Origin of the sequence: Olleya sediminilitoris (assembly GCF_016785945.1) — a bacterium.
GTDB lineage: Bacteria > Bacteroidota > Bacteroidia > Flavobacteriales > Flavobacteriaceae > Olleya > Olleya sediminilitoris.
This window is the reverse complement of record NZ_JAEMEF010000004.1, coordinates 121,356-147,782: the sequence shown is the minus strand read 5'-3', so window position 1 is coordinate 147,782 and position 26,427 is coordinate 121,356. Positions and strand designations below refer to the sequence as shown.

Annotated in this window: 26 protein-coding genes and 1 tRNA gene; 16 read left to right on the top strand and 11 right to left on the bottom strand. The window is 30.8% G+C overall.

What is annotated here, in order from left to right; translation table 11 throughout:
- Positions 1 to 63: 63 nt before the first annotated feature.
- The 3 genes from JAO71_RS06415 to JAO71_RS06405 all read right to left on the bottom strand — a co-directional run bounded on the left by JAO71_RS06415 (position 64) and on the right by JAO71_RS06405 (position 3,391).
- The gene (locus tag JAO71_RS06415) at positions 64 to 420 is read right to left on the bottom strand and encodes a heavy-metal-associated domain-containing protein (RefSeq protein WP_202999668.1); all 357 of its coding nucleotides are present in this window, start codon (positions 418 to 420) and stop codon (positions 64 to 66) included.
- Positions 421 to 434: 14 nt separating this feature from the next.
- Positions 435 to 2,903 (bottom strand): TonB-dependent receptor domain-containing protein, encoded by a 2,469-nt coding sequence (locus tag JAO71_RS06410; RefSeq protein WP_202999666.1) that lies wholly within the window; start codon positions 2,901 to 2,903, stop codon positions 435 to 437.
- 71 nt (positions 2,904 to 2,974) lie between these two features.
- Positions 2,975 to 3,391 (bottom strand): HYC_CC_PP family protein, encoded by a 417-nt coding sequence (locus JAO71_RS06405; protein ID WP_317193462.1) that lies wholly within the window; start codon positions 3,389 to 3,391, stop codon positions 2,975 to 2,977.
- Between the two features lie 129 nt (positions 3,392 to 3,520).
- On the opposite strand from JAO71_RS06405, the gene JAO71_RS06400 reads away from it, so the two are divergent.
- The 3 genes from JAO71_RS06400 to JAO71_RS06390 all read left to right on the top strand — a co-directional run bounded on the left by JAO71_RS06400 (position 3,521) and on the right by JAO71_RS06390 (position 6,372).
- The gene (locus JAO71_RS06400; protein WP_202999664.1) at positions 3,521 to 4,312 is read left to right on the top strand and encodes a DUF3108 domain-containing protein; all 792 of its coding nucleotides are present in this window, start codon (positions 3,521 to 3,523) and stop codon (positions 4,310 to 4,312) included.
- A 7-nt stretch (positions 4,313 to 4,319) separates the two neighbouring features.
- Positions 4,320 to 4,649: an FUSC family protein gene (locus JAO71_RS06395; protein ID WP_202999662.1), complete on the top strand. Its 330-nt coding sequence runs from the start codon at positions 4,320 to 4,322 to the stop codon at positions 4,647 to 4,649.
- Between the two features lie 163 nt (positions 4,650 to 4,812).
- Positions 4,813 to 6,372 (top strand): M28 family peptidase, encoded by a 1,560-nt coding sequence (locus tag JAO71_RS06390; protein ID WP_202999660.1) that lies wholly within the window; start codon positions 4,813 to 4,815, stop codon positions 6,370 to 6,372.
- 105 nt (positions 6,373 to 6,477) lie between these two features.
- Here JAO71_RS06390 and JAO71_RS06385 read toward each other — a convergent pair.
- The 4 genes from JAO71_RS06385 to JAO71_RS06370 form a co-directional block, all read right to left on the bottom strand.
- Positions 6,478 to 6,553: transfer RNA gene (locus JAO71_RS06385), tRNA-His, on the bottom strand.
- A gap of 76 nt (positions 6,554 to 6,629) precedes the next feature.
- Positions 6,630 to 7,346 (bottom strand): bacillithiol biosynthesis deacetylase BshB1, encoded by a 717-nt coding sequence (gene bshB1 / locus JAO71_RS06380; protein WP_028606434.1) that lies wholly within the window; start codon positions 7,344 to 7,346, stop codon positions 6,630 to 6,632.
- Between the two features lie 5 nt (positions 7,347 to 7,351).
- Positions 7,352 to 8,245: a 23S rRNA (adenine(1618)-N(6))-methyltransferase RlmF gene (gene rlmF, locus JAO71_RS06375; protein WP_317193461.1), complete on the bottom strand. Its 894-nt coding sequence runs from the start codon at positions 8,243 to 8,245 to the stop codon at positions 7,352 to 7,354.
- Between the two features lie 11 nt (positions 8,246 to 8,256).
- Positions 8,257 to 9,408 carry a trans-sulfuration enzyme family protein gene (locus JAO71_RS06370; protein ID WP_202999658.1) on the bottom strand — a complete coding sequence of 384 codons (1,152 nt, stop codon included), beginning with the start codon at positions 9,406 to 9,408 and terminating at the stop codon, positions 8,257 to 8,259.
- 140 nt (positions 9,409 to 9,548) lie between these two features.
- Between JAO71_RS06370 and JAO71_RS06365 the strand changes: the two genes are divergently transcribed.
- Positions 9,549 to 9,920, top strand: a complete 372-nt coding sequence (locus JAO71_RS06365; RefSeq protein ID WP_028291201.1) for a hypothetical protein — start codon at positions 9,549 to 9,551, stop codon at positions 9,918 to 9,920.
- A gap of 1 nt (position 9,921) precedes the next feature.
- Here the strand turns inward: JAO71_RS06365 and JAO71_RS06360 are convergent, their stop codons facing one another.
- Both JAO71_RS06360 and mscL read right to left on the bottom strand, forming a co-directional pair.
- Positions 9,922 to 10,080, bottom strand: coding sequence for a hypothetical protein (locus tag JAO71_RS06360; protein ID WP_187294254.1), 159 nt, complete (start codon positions 10,078 to 10,080; stop codon positions 9,922 to 9,924).
- 4 nt (positions 10,081 to 10,084) lie between these two features.
- Positions 10,085 to 10,531: a large conductance mechanosensitive channel protein MscL gene (mscL, locus tag JAO71_RS06355; protein WP_028291202.1), complete on the bottom strand. Its 447-nt coding sequence runs from the start codon at positions 10,529 to 10,531 to the stop codon at positions 10,085 to 10,087.
- A gap of 326 nt (positions 10,532 to 10,857) precedes the next feature.
- Between mscL and JAO71_RS06350 the strand changes: the two genes are divergently transcribed.
- Positions 10,858 to 11,661, top strand: a complete 804-nt coding sequence (locus JAO71_RS06350; RefSeq protein ID WP_202999656.1) for a hypothetical protein — start codon at positions 10,858 to 10,860, stop codon at positions 11,659 to 11,661.
- Between the two features lie 201 nt (positions 11,662 to 11,862).
- On the opposite strand, the gene ccsA is transcribed toward JAO71_RS06350, so the two are convergent.
- Positions 11,863 to 15,084: a cytochrome c biogenesis protein CcsA gene (gene ccsA, locus JAO71_RS06345; protein ID WP_202999654.1), complete on the bottom strand. Its 3,222-nt coding sequence runs from the start codon at positions 15,082 to 15,084 to the stop codon at positions 11,863 to 11,865.
- A 91-nt stretch (positions 15,085 to 15,175) separates the two neighbouring features.
- The gene (locus JAO71_RS06340) at positions 15,176 to 15,580 is read right to left on the bottom strand and encodes a group III truncated hemoglobin (RefSeq protein WP_202999647.1); all 405 of its coding nucleotides are present in this window, start codon (positions 15,578 to 15,580) and stop codon (positions 15,176 to 15,178) included.
- Between the two features lie 58 nt (positions 15,581 to 15,638).
- Between JAO71_RS06340 and JAO71_RS06335 the strand changes: the two genes are divergently transcribed.
- The 11 genes from JAO71_RS06335 to JAO71_RS06285 all read left to right on the top strand — a co-directional run bounded on the left by JAO71_RS06335 (position 15,639) and on the right by JAO71_RS06285 (position 26,372).
- Positions 15,639 to 16,397 (top strand): Rossmann-like and DUF2520 domain-containing protein, encoded by a 759-nt coding sequence (locus tag JAO71_RS06335; RefSeq protein WP_202999645.1) that lies wholly within the window; start codon positions 15,639 to 15,641, stop codon positions 16,395 to 16,397.
- The gene (locus JAO71_RS06330; RefSeq protein WP_054851419.1) at positions 16,387 to 16,917 is read left to right on the top strand and encodes a KdsC family phosphatase; all 531 of its coding nucleotides are present in this window, start codon (positions 16,387 to 16,389) and stop codon (positions 16,915 to 16,917) included. Before JAO71_RS06335 ends, JAO71_RS06330 begins: the two co-directional genes overlap by 11 nt.
- Positions 16,918 to 16,925: 8 nt before the next feature.
- On the top strand, positions 16,926 to 17,240 hold the full coding sequence (locus JAO71_RS06325; protein ID WP_202999643.1) for a hypothetical protein: 315 nt from the start codon (positions 16,926 to 16,928) through the stop codon (positions 17,238 to 17,240).
- A gap of 23 nt (positions 17,241 to 17,263) precedes the next feature.
- Positions 17,264 to 18,199: a geranylgeranylglycerol-phosphate geranylgeranyltransferase gene (locus JAO71_RS06320; RefSeq protein WP_202999641.1), complete on the top strand. Its 936-nt coding sequence runs from the start codon at positions 17,264 to 17,266 to the stop codon at positions 18,197 to 18,199.
- A 2-nt stretch (positions 18,200 to 18,201) separates the two neighbouring features.
- Positions 18,202 to 18,795 carry a Maf family nucleotide pyrophosphatase gene (locus JAO71_RS06315; protein WP_202999639.1) on the top strand — a complete coding sequence of 198 codons (594 nt, stop codon included), beginning with the start codon at positions 18,202 to 18,204 and terminating at the stop codon, positions 18,793 to 18,795.
- A gap of 27 nt (positions 18,796 to 18,822) precedes the next feature.
- A complete protein-coding gene (locus tag JAO71_RS06310; RefSeq protein ID WP_054851422.1) occupies positions 18,823 to 19,731 on the top strand; it encodes a hypothetical protein in 909 nt (302 codons plus the stop codon).
- A 32-nt stretch (positions 19,732 to 19,763) separates the two neighbouring features.
- Complete coding sequence (locus tag JAO71_RS06305) at positions 19,764 to 20,294, top strand: mechanosensitive ion channel domain-containing protein (RefSeq protein ID WP_054851423.1); 531 nt, start codon at positions 19,764 to 19,766, stop codon at positions 20,292 to 20,294.
- A gap of 9 nt (positions 20,295 to 20,303) precedes the next feature.
- Positions 20,304 to 21,383 carry a magnesium/cobalt transporter CorA gene (gene corA, locus JAO71_RS06300; protein ID WP_028606444.1) on the top strand — a complete coding sequence of 360 codons (1,080 nt, stop codon included), beginning with the start codon at positions 20,304 to 20,306 and terminating at the stop codon, positions 21,381 to 21,383.
- A 162-nt stretch (positions 21,384 to 21,545) separates the two neighbouring features.
- Positions 21,546 to 24,077, top strand: a complete 2,532-nt coding sequence (locus JAO71_RS06295) for a PIG-L family deacetylase (protein WP_202999637.1) — start codon at positions 21,546 to 21,548, stop codon at positions 24,075 to 24,077.
- A gap of 114 nt (positions 24,078 to 24,191) precedes the next feature.
- Complete coding sequence (locus JAO71_RS06290; protein ID WP_202999635.1) at positions 24,192 to 25,892, top strand: sodium:solute symporter; 1,701 nt, start codon at positions 24,192 to 24,194, stop codon at positions 25,890 to 25,892.
- A 15-nt stretch (positions 25,893 to 25,907) separates the two neighbouring features.
- On the top strand, positions 25,908 to 26,372 hold the full coding sequence (locus JAO71_RS06285) for a hypothetical protein (protein WP_162874846.1): 465 nt from the start codon (positions 25,908 to 25,910) through the stop codon (positions 26,370 to 26,372).
- The last annotated feature ends 55 nt before the right edge of the window (positions 26,373 to 26,427 follow it).

Below are 26,427 nucleotides of genomic sequence, written 5' to 3'. Positions count from 1 at the left end.
CTTTATTATATTAAAAAAGCGTCTACAATGTTGTAGACGCTTTTTTTATAGTCAACCTAAAAGTTATTCCTTTTTATGATCATATTTAATAGCTTCATCTCTATATTTACAGCAATCATGAACAGATGCGTAAGCTTCATCAGATGCTTTTAAACCCTCTGAATCATGTCCAGCATTAAGAACACTTTGTTGTATTGTTTTTAAATCTGTTTTACGCTCGTCGTAAATTAATTTTAACTCATGTGTTTCCACACTCCAAATAGCGCTTTTAACACCTTTGGTTTTGAAGCAAGCTTTTTCTATTCTGGCTTTGCACATTCCGCAAACACCATCTACATCTAAAGTTTCTCTTTTGTTTTTGTCTTGGGCAAACGTCATTGCTGATGTTACCATTAGTAGTAAAACTATTATTTTTTTCATTTTTTTATAAGTTTTTATTTTAGTTTATATCTTAATCCTGCGTAATACATACTTCCAAATATTGGTCCATACACAAAGTTTGTATCAAAACTTGAGCCAAATGGATTTTCTGCACTAACTATTGGATTACTTTGTCTAACATTTGTGATGTTTTCTCCTCCTAAATATACTTCAAATTTTGGAGAAAACACTTTGGTTACTTGAGCATTAATTGTACCTATTGTTGGAGAATAATCATCAAGCACATATGGTAAAGCGTTACTAGTTGTTGATGCAAAACGTTGCTGACTTAACCAATTGTAAGTTACATCAAATTTCCAGTTACTATTATTTTTAATATTTGTTTCATAAGATGCATTAGCAAAAAAACGATGTTTTGGCGTTAATGGTTTTGCCAATTTACCTGTTTGGTATTCCGTTTTTACATCATAAAACTTGTAAGCAGTTCTAAAATCAAAATGATTAAATACATTATAATTTAATTCGACTTGAAAACTATTTGCATAACTATCACCTTCTAAGTTATAAAAATTGACTTGTTGTGCGTTTTCTAAATCAACAACAATTTGGTTTTTAAAATCTGTACGATAAAAGTCAAACGTAACATCTGCAGCTCTGCCAAAAAGATTAAACCCTTGCAAGTAGGAAGCTCCATAATTCCATGCAATTTCAGGATCTAATCCATAAATACTTCCGTTAGAATTTAAAATTGAAAATACTCTAGACGATGCAAATAAGTTTTGGTTTTCAGCAAAAATATTTGCACTTCGCTTACCTCGTCCAATAGAAGCTTTGAAAGCAGATTTACTCCATGGTGAATAACGCATATGAAGCCTAGGTGTTATAAATTCGCCTAATAAATTATGACTATCAAAACGTAATCCAGCAGTCAGTGTGAATTTTTCTAAATTATCAAACGAATATTCTCCAAAAGCTCCAAAAGAGCGCTCTACTCTTTCAAAATTTTGACCAATAGCAAATTCGTCATAGGCATCATAAGTAAAATTAACACCAGTTTTTATTTTATGTCTAGAGTCATCTATAATTGAGTTATACATAACATTTGTGTATACACTTGTATGTTCTATATCATATTGGTTTAATCCAAAGTAAGAGTTTTGATCATGCTGACTAAAGGCTAATTGAACACCAATACTTTGCCAAGGAATTTCTGGATTAACATAACCTAGTTTAGCAGACAACTCATAGCGTTGTGTATTAATCTCGCTTCCCCAAGCGTTTGTAGTTAATTTGTCTGTATCTGGATTAAAATCTAACTGACCACCTTGTTTATCGTCATTTAAATATTTTAGATTTATAAAACTTACAAAACCTTTTTCGGTATCAGTATATTGCCAACGGTTCATTAGATTAACTTGACTATATAAAGGCATATCTAAAAACCCATCATTATTTACATCATGCTTCTCCTGGTGCGTATTTCCGTGAATGTACAGACCTGTACTCCATTTATCGCTTAAACTAGTATTAAAATGAGTATTAAGCTCTAAACGTGTACTACTTGCTCCATACAGATTTAAAAAAAACGAATTATCTGTAGTTGGTTTTACTAGCTCTGCATTAATTTGTCCTGCAATACTCTCATAACCATTAACTACACTACCTGCTCCTTTGGTAATTTGAATACTTTCAACCCAAGTCCCAGGAATAAAACTTAATCCAAATGCTTGGGAAGCACCTCTTACTGACGGAATGTTTTCTGTTGCAATCAATATATAAGGACTTGATAATCCTAACATTTTTATTTGTCGTGTTCCTGTAACTGCATCGCTAAAATTAACATCAATTGACGGATTGGTTTCAAAACTTTCAGACAAGTTACAACAAGCTGCTTTTAAAAGCTCATCACTACTAACCAACATTGTATTTGTGGCTTTTAAATAGGATCTAGAAGTTGCTTTTTTTCTGGATTGCACAACAACTTCATCTAAATCTGTAGTTGGATTTAAATAATGTTTAATAGTCTTGTTACTGATTACATCTATAGTATCGGTTTTAAATCCAACATAACTGACTATAAGCTTTTTGTAATTTGAATTATATGGTATTTTAAATTGTCCATTTATATCTGTAGAAGTCCCAACACTAGTACCTAACCAAATCATGTTGGCACCAAATAAAGGTTGTGGATTGTTATCTGTTGAGGCTTCATAAATAACTCCTGACAATTCGGATTGACCAAAACTTGTTACTGATAACAAGCTAAACACAACTAAAAACAACATCAAAATAGGATTTACAACCTGTTGTTTATTTGGTTTTATAGGATTAACTGAATATGTATTTAACAATGTGTACTGCAATTGATTTTTTAAAACAGGTTTAGAAACGTCCAAAATTACTTTGGTAGTATCTAAATCTACAACAGCAGATTGTACATGTTTTGTGGATTGTAAAGCAGATTCAATATCTACTTTACAAGTATTACAGGACATACCTGTAATATTATAAGTTTGTTTCATTTATATATTTTTTTAATAAAAAATTCCTTTATGTGTTTTCCGCATAAGCGAAAACTAAACAAAGCTTTTTATCAAATAATATATACGTCGTGAAGGACTTGATAATCCACAATTAAGGAAGGTGGATCGTAATTTTTATGGGGGATTTTTAACTTTGGTAGACTTTCAAATAAATCAAAGTAAGACAATACCAAAGTGGTAATAAAAGATTGCGTTTTAAAGTCTAAATCATCAAAAGAGTTATTTTTTAATTGGTCTTGACCTTTTACAACATCTACTTCATTTTTACAACATGGTTTCATAACAACCACAGTCTCTTCATTTACATTAGAAACATCCTTATTACAACTTTTAGCTTTAGTAAATACTGCTGTGTCTACTAAAAAATCGCCACAATAATGACGCTCTACAGTAAAAGACAATGTTGAAAACAACACGACTAATGCCATAACAAAGGACAAACTTTTATGTAAAATTTCTTTTATCACATCACAAAGGTACAAAATTGATTTATTGGTAGAGATGTAAAAAAAAGCTTTAACATGATTTTAAATTCATACAATAATTTCGGCACAATTAATGTTAAGTTATATCTTTGACAATTAAATACTCATATTATGAATTTTAAACTAACCTTATTATTACTATTAGCTGCTTTAACTTTTAGCTATGGACAGGACAATAGAGCTTTTAAAGCTGGCGAAAAACTTATATTTTCTGCTGCTTATAACATGTCCGGAATTTTAACAGATGTAGCAGAAGTTAGAATGGAAACTAGTGAAATGAATACTAGCTCATCCAAACTTTTACATTTAAAATGTACAGCAACCACTTATAGTAGTTTTGATAGTTATTTTAAAATTAGAGATCTGTATGAAAGTTATGTTAACCCAAGAACTATAACACCATATTTATACAACCGAGAAATTAATGAAGGTGGTTATTACAAATTTGTAAAATATAAATACAACCATAAAACCAATCGCGTAAATAGCGTCATTAAAAAGAAAACAAAAAACACTGCTTCTGGTTTTTGGGATAAAAAAGAAAATGTAAAAATCAATGGAGGAACAAAAGATATTGTTGCCACTATATATAAAATTAGAACTTTAGACATCAAAAAAGCACCAATTGGTGCATCAGATTCTTTTACCGTTTTATTTGATAATAAGCAGACTAAATTTAGATTTAAATTATTAGCTAAAGAAACTATAAATACAGCTTTAGGTAAAAAAGAATGCTACAAATTAGCAATTAGCACATCAGGAACAGATGTTTTAAAAGGAAGCAATTCTAACTTATTATGGTTAACTGCTGATGAAAACAAAATACCTGTTTTTGCAAAATTTAAAATTGCGGTTGGTAGTGGTGAGTTAAAAATTAAATCGGCAACTGGATTAAAAAACTAAAAAAAGCATGAGAAAACTAAGTATTATTTTAGGTCTAATTTTTGCTGTATTAGCAGTAATATTATCTGTTTTACCGTTATATAAACTAGCATTTATACCTGCTATTTTAGCTGCAATATTTGGTATTTTAGCATTTTTGAAAGCACGTAATCAAGATTTACCAACACATGTCATTCAGGTTGTTTTTTTATTGACTATTATTAGCTTAAGCCTTGCAACTTATAAAACTATTTTTACTGTTGCAGAAGTTGGAGATACTAAAGAACTTAAGCAAACAGAGGACAAAAGAAAAGAAGAAGCTAAAGAAGAATTAGAAGATATAATCATCACTGATTAAAGCTATAAATTATAATCTTACACCAAAAAGAGCCTATTTTAAAATTTAAAATAGGCTCTTTTTTTATTGATTTTTTCTAATCTAGAAAATGTAATTATAATTTAGTAAAAGCCTAAAATTTCTTGTACTTTTACAAGTGTAACTGTAAAATATATCTTATTAAATGAAATCCATTTTTTCAATAGCTTCATTAAGCCTATTATTTATTGCCTGCGGAAGTTCGCAAAAAAGCAAAACTACAACAAACACTACTACTGATCCTAGTGTATATGCTAAGACCATAACTCAAGAAGAATTAAAAACAGCATTATATCAATATGCTTCTGATGAATTTGAAGGAAGAGAAACTGGAGCTGAAGGTCAAAAAAAAGCTGTTCAGTTTTTAAAAGAACACTATATACAATATGGTATTCCTGCAGCAAAGTCTGACGGAAACTACTTTCAAGACGTACCATTACAATTACAATCAAAACCAGAGGTCAAGTTAACTGTTAATGACAAAAACTTAACAAGTCTTGAAGATTTTGTATCTATTAATCCAATGGAGACCTCTACACTAAATGCTAACGAAATTGTAAATCTAGGTTACGGAATTGAAGATGATAAATTTTCAAACTATAAAAATGTAGACATTAAAGATAAAGTCGTCTTTTTTATTAATGGTGAGCCGAAGAATGATGATGGAACTTACGTGATTTCTGGTACTAAAGAAGATTCTAAATGGTCTAATTTTAGACAAGAATTTGCTTTAAAACGTGACATAGCAATGAAAAAAGGTGCTAAAGCCGTATTATACTACAATCCAAAAGTATTTGCTATGGCTGCATTACGCTACGGAACTTCAAGCGGAAGAATGAGCTTAGTTAGCAAGGATAAAAAAATGTTTTACTTTTTAGTTAATACCGAAACTGTAAAAGCATTATTTAATAAGGACATTACTAGTTTTGACAAATCTTTTACTAATGAAACACAACCTGCTACTATAGCCTTAGACTATACAAACAAGTCTAAAGCATTGTCTTCTGAAAATGTTGCAGCTATTATTAAAGGAAGCGAAAAGCCAAATGAATACGTTGTCATCTCTGCACATTTAGATCACGAAGGTATTAAAGATGGTGAAGTATATAATGGAGCTGATGATGATGGTTCTGGTACTGTTGCTGTTTTAGAAATAGCTCAGGCTTTTGCTAAAGCTAAAAAAGAAGGTCATGGTCCAAAACGATCAATAGTCTTTTTAAATGTAACAGGTGAAGAAAAAGGATTACTTGGAAGTAGACATTATACAGATAACGATCCTATTTTTCCTTTAGAAAACACTGTTGCTAACTTAAACATTGATATGATTGGACGTACAGATCCAAAACGTAAAACAGGAGATAGAAACTATATTTACTTAATTGGAAGTGATAAGTTAAGTACAGATTTACATAATATATCTGAAGACGTTAATACTAAATACACAAACATTGAGTTGGACTATACGTTTAATGATGATAATGATCCTAATCGTTTTTACTACAGATCGGACCATTATAACTTTGCTAAAAACAATATTCCTGTAATTTTTTATTTTAATGGAACACACGATGATTATCACAGACCAAGTGATACACCAGATAAAATTGAATATGATTTATTAGAAAACAGAGCACGATTAGTGTTTTACACTGCTTGGGAAGTAGCTAACAGAGACGCGAGACTTGTAGTTGATAAAGCTGAGTAATAAATTAAAAAATCCCGTAATTAAAATTACGGGATTTTTTATGTCTTATTTGTAAATTTCTATAAACAAAAAAAGCTTCTCTTTTCAGAGAAGCTTTTTACTTTTGGGTGGAAGACCGGGTTCGAACCGGCGACTTTCGGTACCACAAACCGACGCTCTAACCAGCTGAGCTACAACCACCATTTGTGCGCATTTAATAATGCGTGTGCAAAGGTAATTTATTTACTAGTTATTACAAATATTTTTAATAAAAATTTTTATTTTAAATCAAATAAACTTTCCACAGCGACGTAACGCTCTACATTATAACCTTCTGCGTAATCAACATTTATAATTCTTCCTAGGTCTTGAGCTCTATATTTTACGCTATCTGTAAAGTTTTTGCTAGAAATTGGTGTTTCAGGCTCTTTACTATCAGGATCAAAAAACTGAGTTTTGTAAGCTAACACACTTTTTAACTTAGTATCCATATGACTTGAAACATCTACTACAAAGTCAGGTTCAATGGTTTTCCATTGTATGTAATGGTACACTTGTTTTGGTCTCCATTGCTTTTGTGGTTGACCATCAATACTAGTTTCAATTTTAATTAAACCACTTAAAAAACAAGCATCACTAACTAATTTACTTCCTTTACCATGATCTATATGTCTATCGTCAATAGCGTTACATAAAATAATTTCTGGTTGATACTTACGTATCATTTTAATAATTTCTAACTGATGTTGTTTGTCATTAATAAAAAAACCATCAGCAAATCCTAAATTTTCTCTATAGGATACACCTAATATGTTTTTAGCATCTTCAGCTTCAGCTTTACGTGTAAACTCTGTCCCACGTGTTCCTAATTCCCCTTTAGTTAAATCTACAATTGCAACAGTTTTTCCGTTTGCAATTTCTTTAGCTATGGTACCTCCTGCTCCAAGCTCGACATCGTCTGGATGTGCACCAAATGCTAATATATCTACTTTCATTTTTTTTATTTTTTATTCCAATTTTGTTTTTGTTCTTCATTTAAAAAAGTCCAAGCAACAATACGACTTTTTTTGTTTCCTATATTCATTGCTATAGTCATTACTGATGTGGCTCCTAACTTTTTAAGAGATTGGTTCATGGTCTTAATATTATCTTTATTAGAAACCAAACTAGTATACCAAAAACTGCTTGTTTTTTGTAATGAACTTTCGTAAAGATAAGTATGCAAAAAAGCTTTTTCTCCTCCTTTATACCATAACTCATGAGCTTGTCCTGCAAAGTTACGCACCATTTGGTCTGTAGGTTTACCTAAACCTTTCAGTTTACTTGTTGTTGCTTTAATTGCATCTGCTTCGTTTTTAAAAAATGGTGGATTACACATCGTGATAGTAACCTTATCATTTTCATTTAAAACATCCTGCAATACATGTGTATCGTCTGTTTGTTTTTTAAGCTTAATTTTATTTTGTAAGTTGTTTTTATTAATAATATTTTGTGCAGACTTTATTGCGTCATCATTACTGTCTACAGCTATAAAGTTCCAATCATAACTTGAGGTCCCTAATAAAGGGTAAATGCAATTTGCACCTGTACCAATATCCATAATAGTAATGTCTTTATCTAATTGTGAACGTTGTAATAAGTCTGATAAATGATGAATATAATCTACACGACCAGGAATTGGAGGACACAAAAAATGATCTGGAAAGTCCCAAAAGCTTACATCATAATGCGTATGCAATAATGCTGCATTTAAGGTTTTAACCGCTTTAGGATTTGCAAAATCAATGGTCTTTTTATTATTGGCATTTGTAAACACAAAAGATTCTAGTTTTGGGTGTACTGTTGCAAGTGTTTCAAAATTGTAATCTTCAGAATGTTTATTTTTTTTATGCACAACTTTTGGTTTTATTGGATTGTTTTTATCGCTTGTTTAATGTCTTGTTTTAAGTCTTTAGCTTCTTCTATTCCTAATGAAAATCTAATTAATCCATCAGAAATCCCTACAGCTTCACGCTGTTCTGGTGTTAATAATGCGTGTGAAGTTTGTGTCGGAGACAGTATTGTACTTTCTACACCTGCAAGACTTATTGATGGTTTTATTAATTGTAATTGTTTCATGAATTGATCAGAATTAATACTGTCTATCAATTCAAAAGACAACATAGCACCAAAGCTTTTCATTTGTAATTTAGCTAATTTATGTTCTGGATGACTTTTTAGTCCAGGATAATATACCGTTTTAACAAAAGATTGTTTGTCTAACCATTTTGCCATTTTTAAAGCATTTTTACTTTGTGCTTTAACACGTAATCCCATGGTTTTCATGCTACGCTCCAACATCCAAACAGTAAAATCGCTTAAACTACCACCATAATTTTTAGACACATGCCAAATTTTTTCCATATGCTCATGACTTCCTGCTACTGCACCAGCGCAAATATCTGAATGACCACCAAAATATTTAGTTGCAGAATGCATAATCAAATCTATTCCAAATTGCGCTGGATTTTGATTAACAGGACTTGCAAACGTATTATCAATACTAGTTACAATATTGTTTTGCTTACCTAATTTTGCAATTGCTTTGATATCTGTAATAGTTAGTAACGGATTAGAAGGTGTTTCAATATGAATTAGCTTTGTATTAGGCTGAATTACTGCTTCAAAATCTTCAACTTTATAACCATCTGTAAAAGTAAATTCTATATTTAGCTTAGGAAACTCTTCTCTTATAAAATTTGCTGTTCCTCCATATAATGTATTTTGTACAACAATATGATCACCTGATTTTAAAAAGGCTAAAAACATATGACTGATTGCTGCCATACCTGAACCAAAAATCATTGCAGTTTCAGTAAACTCTAATGCTGCAATCTTTTTTGCTAAATATTCTTGATTTGGTGTGTTAAAATATCTTGGATATCGTTTTACATCAACATCCATGAATTGATAAGATGAAGATAGATATATTGGAGAAATTGCACCTTTGAACTGATCATCAGGCACTTCTCCAACGTGAGTGCAAATGGTATTTAAACCTTGTTTTTTTGCTTTCATTTAATACATAATTTTAAAGCTGTAATTTACTAATTTAATAGCTGAATATTTAATTGTAAGCTACAATAATATAAATAACTTATTCAGATTTAACGACTTATTAACGCAATAGGTTTTATTTATTTTGTATAATATTGATTATGATAGCACAAGACAAAACTACACACGAAGACATTTTACAACAATCTATTAACCATTTAGAATTTTTAGGTTTTGAAAACATTAAAGCAGATTTAACTGGTTATGAGCAGCCAAAAACTTTTATAAAAAAGGAAAACAATTTAGTTATGACACCAGATATTACTGCTTATAAACGAACCAAAAAATACTACTTTGAACTTGGGTTAAAAAGTGAGAAGCCTAAATTATTAAAATCTAAATGGCGTTTATTAGATGTTTTTACAAGAATGAAAGACCATAGATTTAAAATTATAAGCACAAAAGGACATTATAGTTTTGCTAACACTATAATTAAGGAGCTAAATCTTGATAAAACACTAATTAAATTATAGTTTAATTACTATCATCCTCTTTTGAAGCGCCTTTTATAATTGCTTTAAGACGTTGTTTTCTGAGCAACTCTTCTTTTTTCTTTTTGTTAATCTTTTTAGCCATTAACTTAGAGTGCTTTGCTTTATTTTTAGTGTTTTTTTGACCTTTTGGTTTTGGCATGACCTTATTTTTTAGATGCTTTTAGTAAAGAATTTTGCTCTTCCATTAACTCTGATAATCTTGACAGTAATTCTATATCCTTAGGAGTTTTAACAGTTTTATTTTTAACATCTTGAGACTTATCTCTTAATCTATTCATAGCTTTTACAACTAAAAACACTGTAAATCCTACGATTAAAAAATCTAAAAACACCTCAAATAACTCTCCATAATGCACTGCTACTTCTTGAGTAGTAATTACACCCTCGTTATTTGTAATAGCATCTCTTAAAATTAAGCGTTTATTTTGAAAGTTTAAACCATCTGTCATTAAAGATAAAGGTGGTAAAAACACTTTTTTAACCAATACATCTATTACCTTATTAAAGGATGCACCTATAATAATACCAATAGCCATATCCATCATATTACCTTTTACTGCAAATTCTTTAAACTCTTTTAAAAACTTCATACTATATAATATTATTTATGTCTCAAAGTTAATAAAGATTACTAATCAAGTCATTTTTGAAGCTGCTAAAACTATATGATTCTTACTTAACACAAAGCATTGCTTTATGTTTTGTCAGAAAATCACTCGATTATCTGTTTATATTGAATGAAAAAGACGAGACAATACACTTAAACTACTTTATATGCATTTAATCGAATAACAAACCTCTACTTGTTGTAAAAAATGCATTTCATCGAAAAAAAAACGCAATTCACGGTTGTAATTCAAAATAAAATGTAACTTTGTCGAATAAATTTACCGTTTAACCGACAAATAAACTAATTATGAAAAAATCTACTTTACTATTATTACTATTAATCTGTAACAACATATTCGCTTTAAACTCTAATGTTACTTCAGAAAACACAAACAATGCATCAAGCAGTGTTCAAATATTAAGATTAGAATATACTTCTCCAAATGGAGCTGTTAGAGAACTTGTATTAGGTTTTACATCAAATAACATTGCTACAGAAGGTGTTGATTATGGTTATGATGCCTCAGCTATTTTTCCTCAATCCAATGATTTAAACTGGATTATTGAAGGTAATAGATATGTTATACAAGGAGTTGGTAGTTTTGACGATAGCAAACAATATTTACTAGGAATGTATAATGAAACTTCTGGAACAGCACAAATTGCATTAACAAGCTTAGAAGGATTTACTAATGATATTGATGTTTACATACACGATGCTTTATTAAACACCTATACTAAAATAAACGATACTGCTTATACAGAAACTGTAGATGCAGCAGATTACACAGATCGCTTTTACATTACTTTTAGTCAACCAGAAACAACGGATGAAAATAATGACAATATATCATCTTTAGATCCAAAAAAGAAAAAGAAAGCTAAAGTTGGATACCTAATCAACTCTGGACAATTAAAAGTTACTGCTCCAGATAATGACACAATAAAAGAAATTAAAGTTTACAATTACAACGGTAACACATTACAAATGGCTAGAAATATAAACGCTAAACAAACGTATTTAAATTTTGCTAGCGAAGAAAAAAACATAATACTACATATTATTACTGAAAAAGAAACTATAATTAAGCAAATTGTATTGAATAATTAATCATTTAATTATTACCAACAACAATTAAAAGACTTGCTAGTATTAGCAAGTCTTTTTTTTATTAAATACACACATGTTATTTGTATCCAAATCCTTGATACATCTATATAAAATTAACCTCTCCTTTTTTATAAGTACTTCATAAAGCAAAAAAAACTCACTACTAATAGTGAGTTTTTTTTATGTAAAAGTAAATTCTTTTTATTTCTTATAAAACTTAGCGTACTTTCTATAAGAAAACACAGCTAATATTGCAATAATCACCAATGCAATTCCTATAAATTTAAAGCTTACAATTTGATCTCCACTTGCATAACTATGCAATCCTGACAAGTAAAAATTCACTCCAAAATAAGTCATTAATATACTTCCAAAAGTAATTATTGACATTAAATTAAAAAACCAACGTCCACGTAAACCTGGCACTAATCGCATGTGAATAACAAATGCATATAACATAATACTAATTAAAGCCCAAGTTTCTTTTGGATCCCAACCCCAATATCTTCCCCAACTCTCATTAGCCCATTGACCACCAAGGAAGTTCCCTATGGTTAACATAACCAAACCTACGGTTAAAGACATCTCATTGATTATAGTTAATTCTTTTATATTTAAATCCATTTTAGCTTTATTGTTTTTGTTGGTCAACAAAATTAAAACCAAGGATACTATTCCTAATATCATACCTAAAGTAAATGGACCATAACTTGCTACAATTACAGCAACATGTATCATTAACCAATAACTATTTAAAACCGGTTGAAGATTTGCAATTGCTGGATCCATCCAGTTCCAGTGTGCTATCATTAAAATCATGGCTGTCACAAATGCTGTAGATGCTAACGTTAAGTCACTTTTACGACCAAAAGCTAAACCAAAAAACATTGTAGCCCAAGCCACATAAATCATAGACTCATAAGCATCACTCCAAGGTGCATGACCAGAAATATACCAACGCGCTATTAAACCTAGAGTATGCAATACAAACAACCCTAAAATAACAAACTTGAATATAACAATACTTGTGTTTAACCATTTATTGTTAGATTTAAAGATTTGCCATAGTAACAACACAAACAACAAAGTTCCTGCATACATGTACCAACTAAACAGTTTTTTAAACACATCGTACTTATTATATAAAATTTCAGTATCAATCTTATCATCACTAAGCATTACGTTAGCTCCAACTTTTTTCTGTGAAACTTTAAAAGCATCTAACAACTTTTCAGCTTTAGTAAAATCACCAGTTTTTTTGGCTTCATTTAAAGTTAATAAATACCAATCAAAACCAGAACCTATAAAACTACCATAAGTTGTGTCTTGTATTTTTTGGTTAAACCCTTCGTTTTTATATTCAAAAGGAGAAATCCATTTATTGTTTTCATCATCAGGAACAGGAAAAATCTTTAACGATCGACCTTCAATAGCATTACTTAAAAGGTTAATGCGCTGATTAGCCTCTATAAACTCTTTTTGTATTCCTGTTTGTGCTTTTACTGCAGAAGCTTCTTCTAAATAAGAATCTAATTTATACTGAAAATTGTCATCAAAAAAGTCTAACATTGTTGCGTATTTCTGACTTTTATCCAACCCAATAATTCCTCTAATAGAATCTGCTTTTTTGGGTGCCAAATAAATTATTGGCACGTTATACCAAAGCATTGGACTTTCTAGAATACTCAAAAACACTTGATTAGAAGTTAAACCTTCATAACCTTCGTGCTTTGTTAGTTTTCTAACCAATTCTGACGCATACGTATCAATTGGCATCATACGACCATCTAGATCCTGTATTACTAAACGTCCAAACTTTTCGGCATGTTTAATAGGAGCCACATTAGCTTTTAAAATAGAGTCTATTTGGGCTTTTGTTGGCCTACTGTTTGGTGTAACAGCAACTGTCTCGTGATCGTGACCATCATCTTCCGTATGTTGCTCGTGTTGTGCAAAAGCACTTAAACTAAAACATAATAAAAGTAATGTAGCCGCTTTTTCTTTTTTGTTTTTAATTTTTTCTAAACCATTTTGTAAATCTCTAAATCTTGTATGGTTAGCAAATAAAATTGCCATCATACCAATGTATAACAAAAAGTAACCTAAATAGGTCACCCAAGTTCCCCAATAATCATGATTTACAGACAGAATGGTTCCTTTTAAATCTTTGTCAAAATCGGCTTGAAAAAAACGATAACCTCTATGATCTAGTATATTATTCATATATATATGAAAATCAAAATCACCTTGTTCTTTATCCAATACTGTTACTTTACTTTCGTAAGAAGAATAATTACTATCTGTACCAGGAAACTTTTCGGCTATAAAATCATTTAATTTAACTTCAAAAGGTAATTCTAAAACTTTAGACCCATATTTTAAAGCTATATCTAAACCACCAACAGTAACTTGTTTAAAACGATTATTAGACCATTGACTACCCAATAATTTAATTTCTTTAGTTTCGCCATTAGCAGACACATTTAAAACAACTGCATTATCATCTTGTTTAAGGAAACTTGCCTTTTTTACAACATCAAATTTTCCTTTTACAACAGGTTTAGGAAACACCAATTGCATGTCTCCAATTACGTATCTAGAACGCAACATTAAAGGCTGAATACTATCTTTAATTAATTGACCTTGACTCATGGTTGCCATTTGCAGGTATTCACCCTCAAAAGGAGACTCAACCATCAACCCATTTTCTGTGGTTGTAATATTTACTGCACCTTGAGTTGGTTTATCTAAAGCAATTAAAAGGTTGTGTATGTTTTCTACACTACCTTGTTTTAAGAAGTGATTATGTGGTCCATTACCTCTAGCTTCAACTATTTTCAAATAATTTTCACCAGAATCGTCCGGAACAACATCTTCTTCTGCTCCAATAAAAAAATCTGTTAATTCAAAATTTACTGGAGTACCATTGTAAGACGCAGTATAATCAAAACTATTAGTCATACGACCAGAAAAATCTACTTCTTCTTCTACAGGTAAACGCTGTGGTACACCATCAATTTTATAATCACCATCAATGTAAGCTGTGATGTATGTTTTTTGAGATAAAAAACCACTTTCAGTTTCACCTTCTCTGATAGCTATCATTCCTTCAAAACCAAAATAACGTGTAATTCCAGCACCTAAAATGATAAATATAAAAGCCAAATGCAGCAATAATGTAGCCCATTTTTCTTTTCGTAATAATCTAAATCTAAAAATATTACCAATAAAATTAACCATAAATAATACCATAATGGCTTCAAACCACCAAGCATTATAAATTAAGTTTCTGGTATAAGGTGTTGGAGAGGTATCCATATTTCTATCTAAAAGCGTTCCTGCTGCCATAGCAACAGCAAAAACAATAAATAAGACAGATGTCAATCTAGTAGAAAACAAGATTTTGGCAATTCTATTTTGCATAATAATAGGCCTTTTTTAGCTCGTGCAAAGATAATTGTTTTTGTTGGTTTTAATTCCTCAAAAACTTCCAAATCTTGTGTTAAAATTACGGTTAAGCCTTTTGCCTAGCTTCAAAAATCTTTAAGTACATAAAGGTTCCCATTTTTCTTGCTCGACGTTTAGCGTTATCAGCAATTTCACCTTCAAAATATTGATCGATGGTTCCATACCATAAATTCAACCAAATACCAAAATGCATTTCGGTAATAGTGTGCTTCATTTTAGCATCTACTTTTTCATGAGCTTCCAAAGGATTACCAACATATTTATGTGCTATTTTTTTACCAATAAACAAACTAGACTCCCAAAAGGTAGTTAAATGATTTAAATGACTGTCCCAATCTGTAATAACGTCATTAAAAATAGGACCTAATACATTATCTGCTCTTACTTTTAAATAAAACTGATCTACTAAAAGCCTAACATCTTGACGGTTTGATATAGTTTTCCTATTCATAATAACAAAGATAAAGTTTTGCACTTCTAAATTTCTATTTTCTTAGTATTTTAGCGGTATGATTAAAATAGTTTTGCTTGGCGCAGGAAATGTTGCCACACACTTATATAAAGGCTTTAAAAAGGCTAATACTGTCAACGTTGTGCAATGGTACAACCGAAACTTAAAAAGTATTGAAACTTATAAAAATGAGGTTAAAATCACAGACAACGTAAACAACTTAATTGAAGCTGACGTATATATTATTGCTGTAAATGATGATGCTATACCAGAATTAAGTAGCACACTACCCTTTGAAAACCGATTGGTAGTACATACCTCTGGTAGTGCAAGATTATATGATATTGACCAAAAACTTTATAGAGGCGTTTTTTACCCATTACAAACCTTTAGTAAAGCTGTCGATTTAGATTTTACAACTGTACCAATTTGTATAGAAACCCTTAGAAAAAAAGATTTTAAATTACTGGAAACACTAGGACAAAGCTTAGGCTGCGTCACCTATAAAGTAAATCCAAAACAAAGACCAGCTTTACATCTTGCTGCTGTTTTTGTTAATAATTTTACAAATCAAATTTACAGAATAGCACATGAAATAACTGAAAAACAAGGTGCTGAATTTGACATTTTAAAACCATTAATTACCGAAACTGCAAGAAAAGTCCAGGAAGTATCACCTTACATAGCACAAACAGGACCAGCAAAACGAAACGATAAAAAAACCATTAAAAGACATTTAAAGTTATTAGATAATCCTGACCAAGAAGCGATTTATAAACTAATGACAGAATCTATAAAAAAAACCCATGGACACTAAAAGTTACAAAGAGTATTTACACCAAATTACAACCTTCATTTTTGATGTTGATGGTGTTTTAACCAACGGAATGATCACAATTACTTCCACTGGTGAGATGATAAGACATATGAATGTTAAAGATGGTTATGCTATGAAACAAGCCTTAAACCATGGTTTTAATGTTTGTATTATATCTGGAGGCACAAACGAAGGTGTACGCACTAGATTAAACCACTTAGGTATTAAAGATGTATATTTAGGTGCACACCAAAAAGTTGTACAATTTGACGAGTATTTAAACAACAATCAAATTAAAGCCGAAAATGTATTGTATATGGGAGACGACATACCTGATGTACCTGTATTAAAACAAGTTGGTTTATCTAGTTGTCCACAAGATGCTGTACCAGAAGTCAAACGTGTTTCTAAATACATATCTCACAAATTAGGAGGAGAAGGTTGTGTACGCGATGTCATAGAACAAGTACTAAAAGTACAAGGTAAATGGGATAGCGATTTTGACGCACAAACGTTTTAATAATTATTTTGAAACACTCTAAAAGAAGACATAACATTGGATTTGGATATATTGGTTTTGGCAACAAAACTTGGGCATTTAACCAAAAATCTAAAACACCTTTCTCTAAATTAAAATCGCATTTGAATTCTGAATCCAATAAACAATTCAAATCTGATTTTAAAATAGATAAACTCTCTGAAATAGAAAAATTGCAAATAAAAAATAAAATTAGAAGACAAACAAAACACCAAAAAAATATTGCTATTGCTACAACAATAGTTTTGCTTATTATAATTACTATATGCTGCATTAAAATGTTGGAAGGTGTATTATTCAAATAATTTTTATTTAAAACATATACAACTTGAAATTACTACAACTTATTAGGTTTAAAAATTTGCTACTAATAGCATTAGTACAAATATTGATTAAGTATGCCTTATTCCCATCGCTAAGCATGTTTATTGACGGAACTTCGGTTTTTGTATCTACTACACTAGATCCCTTTCAGTTTATACTTTTAGTAATTTCAACACTTTGTATTGCATCAGGCGGTTATATTATTAATGATATTCTTGATGTTAATGCAGACTCCATAAACAAACCAGACCAACTTGTTATTGGCAAACACATTTCTGTAAACAAAGCCTACAATTATTATATGATATTTACGGTAATTGGTGTCGTTTTAGGGTTTTATTTATCTCATGCTGTGGGTCAAAGTAGCTTTTTTGCAATATTTGTTATCATAGCAGCCTTACTTTACATTTATGCTACTTTTTTACAGCAAATACTACTTGTTGGTAATATTGTTATTGGTTTAATGGTTGGTTTAAGCTTAATTATAGTTGGTATTTTTGACTTACTGCCTGCTGTAACACCTCAAAACCAATACTTACAATCCTCAATGTTTGAGGTACTTTTTGATTATTCTGTTTTTGCTTTTATTATAACATTAATCAGAGAAATTGTTAAGGACATACAAGACGTTGATGGCGATTATAAAGCACAATTAAAAACCTTACCAATAGTATTAGGTATTAACAGAGCTTCAAAAATTGCATTTGTAATAACAATAATAGCCATAGGTATTTTAATTTACTATTTAGCTGCTTTTCTATACATGCAAGAAATAGTTGTTGTCTATTTTTTAATAACCGTCATAGCTCCTTTAGTTTACGTTGCAATCAAACTGTTTACTGCCGAGAAAAAAACAGAGTTTAAAAATATAAGCAAATGGCTTAAAGTAATCATGTTATTAGGTATACTATCAATGGTCATTCATCTTTTAAACAAATAATTATGCTAAACCAAAAACTAAAAGACAGACATATAATATTAGCCTCAGGCTCACCAAGACGACAACAATTTTTTAGAGATTTAGGCTTAGATTTTGAAGTTCGTTTAAAAGACACTAAAGAAGATTACCCTAAACATTTATTACACTACCAAATCAGTGATCATATAGCCGAGCTTAAAGCTATTCCGTTTATAGATCAACTTAAACCTCATGAAATATTAGTTACCAGTGACACCATTGTTTGGTACAAAAGTAAAGCTTTAGGGAAACCACAAAACAACGATGAAGCCTACGCAATGTTAGCCTCATTAAGCAATGATACTCACGAGGTCATTACATCTGTAAGCATACGTACTAAAAACTTTCAAAAAACCGTAAATGCTGTCACTAAAGTCACGTTTAAAGAATTTACTGATGACGAAATCTGGCATTACGTAAACACCTATGCGCCTCTGGACAAAGCAGGATCGTATGGTATCCAAGAATGGATTGGCCAAATTGGAGTTATTAGTATAGAAGGATCCTTTTTTAATGTCGTTGGTATGCCAACACACCTTGTTTATGAAACGTTAAATACCATTGCTGACCAATTTTAGAATTGTACTTTTATAGTAAAACAAACTATGAAAATCCTAAAATACACTACAGTAATTATAATAGCTCACTTGTTATTTAGCTGCAACAATCAGCCCGAAAGTACAACTAAAACAACAGCAAAAGCAGAAACAAAGGATACTAAATCCACAAAAACACCTGCTTTCAAACCTAATAAACTATTTAATGACTATTGGTACCAAGGTCAAGCCGAAATCACCTCATACCAATTAGACCAAGCTCGTTATGGCGAAATACGTGACGGAAAAGCAGTTTTGGTCTTTGTAACCGAACCCTTTCTTAAAGACCAACAAGTCAAAGCAGACCAAAACACTTCACAAAACATAAACGTTTTAAAACTAAATGCCACAAAAAAATTTAATACAGGTATTTATCCTTACAGCATAATGCAAAGCACATTTTACCCAATAGCCAATAACCAACACGCTATAAAAGTTAGTGCATCAATGCAAGAATGGTGTGGACATGTATACACACAACTAAATAATCGCGAGCAATTTCAAATCAGCTCTCACTCTTACTTTCAAGGTGAAGCAGATCAAAATTTCAACTTAGACAAAGCCATTTTAGAAAATCAACTGTGGACACAATTACGTATCGACCCTAAAAGTTTACCTGTTGGTGATTTTAAAATCATACCAAGTTTAGAGTTTACTAGACTAACCCATAAACCCCTAAAATCTTATAACGCTTTCGCGGAAATAAAGCCAGGACAGTACACGCTAACTATAGCCGATTTAGATAAAAAGCTAGTCATCAACTTCAGTCCTAAATTCCCGTATACTATCGAATCTTGGCAGGAAACCATCAACGGTCTAACTACAAAAGCAACAAAATTAAAAACCATAAAATCTGCCTATTGGAACAAAAAAAGTAACGCAGATTTAGAGTTAAGAAAAACACTTAAATTAGAATAAAAACTATATTTGCCAACTTATTAAAACGCTATATGTTTTTTAAAAATTTACAATCAGAAATTTTAGCATCAGCTATATTGTTATTAGTTTTTATAGTCATTCGTTTACTATTAAAAATTTCAATAAAAAAAATAGGTCGTAAAAGCGGAATTAATGATGCAAGAATTGGTTTAATATCAAGATACACCACCTTTACCCTTTTTTTGGTATTCCTTTTAATACTTGCTTATATATTTGGTGCAGAACTAGAAAACTTAACCGTTATATTTTCTTCTGTATTTGCAGTTTTAGGTGTTGGATTATTTGCAGTATGGTCAATATTAAGCAACATAACATCTGGTATAATCATGTTTTTTTCGTTTCCTTATAAAGTAGGTGACAAAATAAAAATACACGATAAAGATGCTCCAATCGAAGCTATTATAGAGGACATTAGAGCCTTTCAACTATTACTAAGACAAGATGATGGAGACTTAGTAACATACCCAAACAACCTAATTCTGCAAAAAGCTGTAACTTTAGTTAAAAAAGATGCTATCGAGCATTTTGGTGACATGCACTAGGTAAACATTATGGCTAAAAAAAGACAAAAAAAGCGTACCCAAAATTATAAAAAACATCTAGGTCAAGTACCAGGTGCATTAGTGTATACAGGTGCCAAAGACAATAAACAATTACAACTTCATGCTTTTGATTATAATGAGCATGATTATAAAGAAGCCGATTTATCTTCTGTCGAAGAAGCATTTAGATTTAAAGATTCTGAAACCGTAACTTGGTTTAATCTAAACGGTTTAAACTTTATAAACCAAATCGAAAAAATTGGACAACATTACAATCTTCATCCTTTAATATTGGAGGATATTGTAAATACATCACAACGACCAAAAATAGACGAGTATAAAGACTACTTTTTTATAGTTTTAAAAATGATGTATTATGACGAATCTGAAAAAATAGTCTCAGAGCAAGTTAGCATGGTCATGGGTAAAAATTACGTTTTGACTTTTCAAGAAGCAGAAGGAGATGTTTTTAACGGTTTAAGAGAACGTATTAGACATAAAAAAGGACGTATTCGTGATGAAGGGTCCGACTATTTACTATATGCGTTAATCGATGCTATTGTTGACCATTACTATGCTATTATTGAAACCATGGGTAACAAAATCGAAGATCTTGAGGACGATTTATTTACGGGTTTAACGCAAGAGGAAATCTCTCAGCAAATACAAAACTTAAAACGAGAAATTTTAAAAATTAGACGTGCCATTTTTCCGCTTCGCGAGATAATAAATAGACTAGAAAAAAGCGAAGGTCCGTTAATAGAAGAAAAAACCACACACTATTTTAGGGACGTTTACGACCATATTATTCAGGTAACAGAAAACATTGACATTTACCGAGAAATGATTTGGAGTTTAATGGATATGTACATGACAACTATCAGTAATAAAATGAACGAAGTTATGAAGGTATTAACCATAATGGCTACTATCTTCATACCACTAACCTTTATTGCTGGTGTCTATGGTATGAATTTTAAAAACATGCCTGAACTAGAAAACCCTGACGGTTATTATATTGTTTGGATAGTCATGATTGCAATTTTTATTGGTATGGTTGTTTATTTTAAACGTAAAAAGTGGTTGTAAGCTAATAGACATAATCTAAAATAATTTCATTATTAAACCTTTTAATATTGTCAGTTTTCAACTTTCACTTTGTGTTAATTTAAGTTAAAGAAAACTAAAAATCCAATAATCACTACATGACTTGTTTATATTTGAAATAGTTTCAAATTTGAAAAAATAACCATGCAAAAATTATTGGCTTCGGTCTTACTACTACTATGTTTTTCGCTTACTACACAAGCACAACAACCGGAAAAACTTAACGCTTCAGAGATACATCAATCTGTTAAAAAACTAAACTTTTTGGGTTCTGTTTTATATTTGGCAGCACATCCTGATGACGAAAACACAAGATTAATTTCTTACATGGCTAACCATGTTAAAGCACGCACTGCTTACTTATCATTAACACGTGGTGATGGTGGACAAAACCTTATAGGTCCAGAAATTAGAGAGCTATTAGGTGTAATACGTACGCAAGAGCTATTAGCAGCAAGGCGTACAGATGGTGGAGAACAACGCTTTACAAGAGCTAATGATTTTGGATACTCTAAACATCCTGATGAAACTTTAGAGATCTGGAATAAAGACGAAGTTTTAAGTGATGTTGTTTTAGCTATTAGACAATTTAAACCAGATATAATTATCAATCGTTTTGACCACAGAAGTCCAGGTACAACACATGGTCATCACACAAGTTCGGCTATGTTAAGTGTAGAAGCTTTTGATCTGGCTAACGATAAAAATGCATATCCTGATCAAGTTAAACAATACGGAACTTGGCAACCTCAACGCGAGTTTTTTAATACCTCATGGTGGTTTTATGGTAGCCAAGAAAAATTTGATGAAGCAGATAAAACAAATCTCTTAAGCTTTGACATTGGTGTCTATTATCCTGCATTAGGCTTATCAAACAACGAAATAGCAGCATTAGCCAGTAGCCAACATTTGTGCCAAGGTTTTGGTCGTTTATCTCAACGTGGAAGTCAAACTGAATATATCGAGTTAATTAAAGGTGATTTACCAAAAGATAAAAACAATATTTTTGATGGCATAAATACCACTTGGACAAGAGTTAAAGGTGGTAAAATAATTGAAGCTATTTTAAAAACTATTGAAAACAATTTTAATTTTGAAAATCCTTCAGCGCATTTAAGTCAACTATTAGAAGCTAGACAATTAATTGCTAACATAGATAACCCTCAATGGAAAACTCAAAAAATTAAAGAAATTAATAGAATAATTGAAGCTTGTGCAGGATTATACCTTGAGGCTTCAGCAAGCGCTCCAACAGCTTCAACTGGCGAAACTATAGATGTAACTATAGAAGCTTTAAACCGAAGCAACGCAAACATAACATTAGACAGTTATTCTATATTAAATAATAAAATTAATACTACTAAATACGGTAAACCTTTAAATTACAACAACAAACAACAAATAAAGGAGCAGCTTACTATATCTACAAAATTACAACCTACAGCTCCTTATTGGCTAAATAAAAAAGGAAGTTTAGGAATGTACACTGTTGATGATAAAAACTTAATAGGAAAACCAGAAACACCACGTGCAATAACGGTTGATTTTAATTTAAATATAAATGGTTTTGCTTTTACTCTAAAAAAAGACCTAATTTATCGTTATTCAAAACCTGATAAAGGTGAATTGTATAGACCTTTTGAAATTATACCTGAAGCCTCTGCCAAAATAGATCAGAAGGTTATTATTTTTGAAAATGACCAACAAAAAGAGATTCCTGTAACTGTTAAAGCAGGAAAAGATAATTTAGAAGGTTTTGTTACCCTTGCCTATCCAAACGGATGGTCTGTGTATCCTGAAAAGCAAAACATTTCTATTGCTAATAAAGGTCAAGAGCAAACCTTAGTTTTTACTGTTATTCCTCCTAAAAATCAAAATGAAGGCTTATTAAGTCCTATTGTTACTATTGGTAATAAAACTTACACTAGAGAGTTAGTAGAAATTGACTATGAGCATATTCCATTTCAAACAGTATTACTACCTAGCGAAAGTAAAATTGTTCGCCTAGACATTCAAAAAAGAGGAAATAACATTGCTTACATTGAAGGTGCTGGAGATGTGGTTCCTGAAAGTTTAAAGCAAATTGGTTATAATGTTATGGTTTTAAAACCTGAAGAGATTACAGCAGAAAGACTTAGTGCTTTTGATGCTGTAGTCGTAGGTATTAGAGCTTACAATATTGTTGAAACTTTAAAATTTAAACAAGACCTACTGTTTGATTTTGTTAAAAATGGAGGAAACATGATTGTGCAATACAATACTAATCGTCGTTTAAAAACAGATCAAATTGCACCTTACGACTTAAAATTATCTAGAGATCGTGTTACAGATGAAAACGCCGAAGTTAAATTATTAGCTCCTAAACATGAGATATTAAACTTTCCTAACACTATTACTACTAAAGATTTTGAAGGCTGGACGCAAGAGCGTGGTTTGTATTTTCCAAATCAATGGGCTCCACAGTTTACGCCAATATTATCTATGCATGACAAAAACGAAACTGCTAAAACAGGAAGCTTACTTGTTGCTAAACACGGAAAAGGACATTACATATATACAGGTTTAAGCTTTTTTAGAGAGTTTCCTGCAGGAGTTTCTGGTGCTTACAGGTTATTTGCTAATATGCTAAGTATAGGTAAAGACAATATTAATAATGATAAAGCATTAAAACACTAAACCATGCAAAAAGACCAACCCAAATACCAATGGAAACCATTATATACATTATTATTAATTGCTAACCTTGCGTACGTTATCGCATTTTATTTTATCACAAAACTGTTCTAAATTATGCAAACACTAGATTGGATTGTCTTAATCGGGACACTATTAACCATTGTTATTTATGGTACGTATCAAACCAGAGGAAGTAAAAATGTACAAGATTATTTAAAAGGCGGAAGCAACAGTAAATGGTGGACTATTGGTCTATCTGTAATGGCTACACAAGCTAGTGCTATCACGTTTTTAAGTACACCTGGTCAAGCATTTCACTCTGGAATGGGGTTTGTACAATTCTATTTTGGACTACCAATTGCTATGATTGTAATTTGTATGGTTTTTATACCATTGTATCATAGACTAAAAGTGTACACTGCTTACGAGTTTTTGGAAAACAGATTTGACCGTAAAACACGTACCCTAACTGCTGTTTTATTTTTAATACAACGTGGACTTGCTGCAGGAATCACCATTTTTGCGCCTGCTATAATACTATCTGCTGTACTAGGCTGGAATCTTTTACTATTAAATGTAATTATCGGAGTATTGGTAATCATTTACACGGTTTCTGGCGGAACCAAAGCGGTTAATGTGACACAAAAGCATCAAATGGTGGTTATTTTTACAGGAATGGTCATTGCTTTCATTTTAATCTTAAATCAATTACCAGATGACATTACTTTTAGAAAAGCTCTAGACATTGCAGGTGCTAGTGGTAAGATGGAAGTACTTGATTTTTCTTTCGATTTAAATAATAGATACACCGTTTGGAGTGGTTTAATTGGAGGTACGTTTTTAATGCTTTCGTATTTTGGTACAGATCAAAGTCAGGTCCAACGTTATTTATCTGGTAAATCTGTAAAAGAAATGCGTTTAGGGTTAATCTTTAACGGGTTATTAAAAGTCCCAATGCAATTTTTTATACTCCTAGTTGGTGTCATGGTTTTTGTATTTTATCAATTTAATGAAGCGCCTTTAAACTTTAATCCAACTGCTACAGATTTAGTGTTAAATAGTCAATATGCTGAGGATTATAAAAGTTTGGAAGCTGAACAAAATAAGATTTTCAAGGATAAACAAACCATTATTAGTGCCTTTACAAATAACGAAACACCTAATGCTACAAAATATATTTCTATTGCAAATGAAGCTAATGATGATATCCGAAACGAAGCTAAAGCGTTAATTGAAAAAGCTGGTGAAGCAAAAGGTATAAAAGTAGAAAGCAACGATAAAGATTATGTCTTTATTCATTTTATACTTAATAATTTACCAAAAGGATTAATTGGGTTGTTATTGGCTGTTATTTTAAGTGCTGCTATGTCAAGTACTGCTTCAGAGCTTAATGCGCTAGCTAGTACAACAACTATTGATTTATACAAAAACAGAGTAGGATCTAAAACAGACGAAGAAATGGTTAAAGCCTCTAGAGGATTTACATTACTTTGGGGTATTTTAGCTATTGGTGTAGCTTGTGTTGCTAATCTAGCAGAAAATTTAATTCAGTTAGTAAATATTATTGGATCTATATTTTATGGTAACGTCCTTGGTATTTTTTTATTAGCCTTTTTCTTTAAACACATCAAAGCTAATGCTGTTTTTGTAGCAGCTTTAATTACGCAAGTATTAGTCATTGGATTATTCTTTTTAGATGAATTTGAGGTTATAAACCTTCCTTTTTTATGGTTAAACTTTGTAGGTTGTGTGATCGTCATGATTATTGCTTTTGCCTTTCAAGCATTGTTTAAAAATACAGATTTAGAATTTTAAAAACATTAAACTAAAATGAGTCCTGAAGTTCCTGTTATTGTTATAATTATAGCTTGTATAGTTTATTATATTTCAAAATTAATTTTGAAAAGATTAAATTTTGGAACTTCAAAAAAAAGAAAAATTGTTGCGTTAATTTCATCAATAATCTTAAGTCCTTTAATCTATTTAGGAATAATATATATGATGCTTTTTACAATCTCATATTATCCATCTAATGATTTTGATAAAATAAAATGGGACACTAACAAAGCTGAACGATATAAAATGTCTGAGGATATAATTGAAAGTGAAATTTTAATTGGAAAAACAAAGACTGAAATTATCCAATTACTAGGAAATGACTTTTATAGTTATAACAATAATCATATTGCTTATGAACTTGGTTTTGTTCCAGGACTATTTAATATTGATATTGATGTATTGGATATTTATTTTGAAAATGAAAAGGTTATAAAAGTTAGTCAACACAGCTCCTAACTCAATTATTTAAAACAAAAAAACAACCACTTTTTAAGGTTGTTTTTTTGTTTTT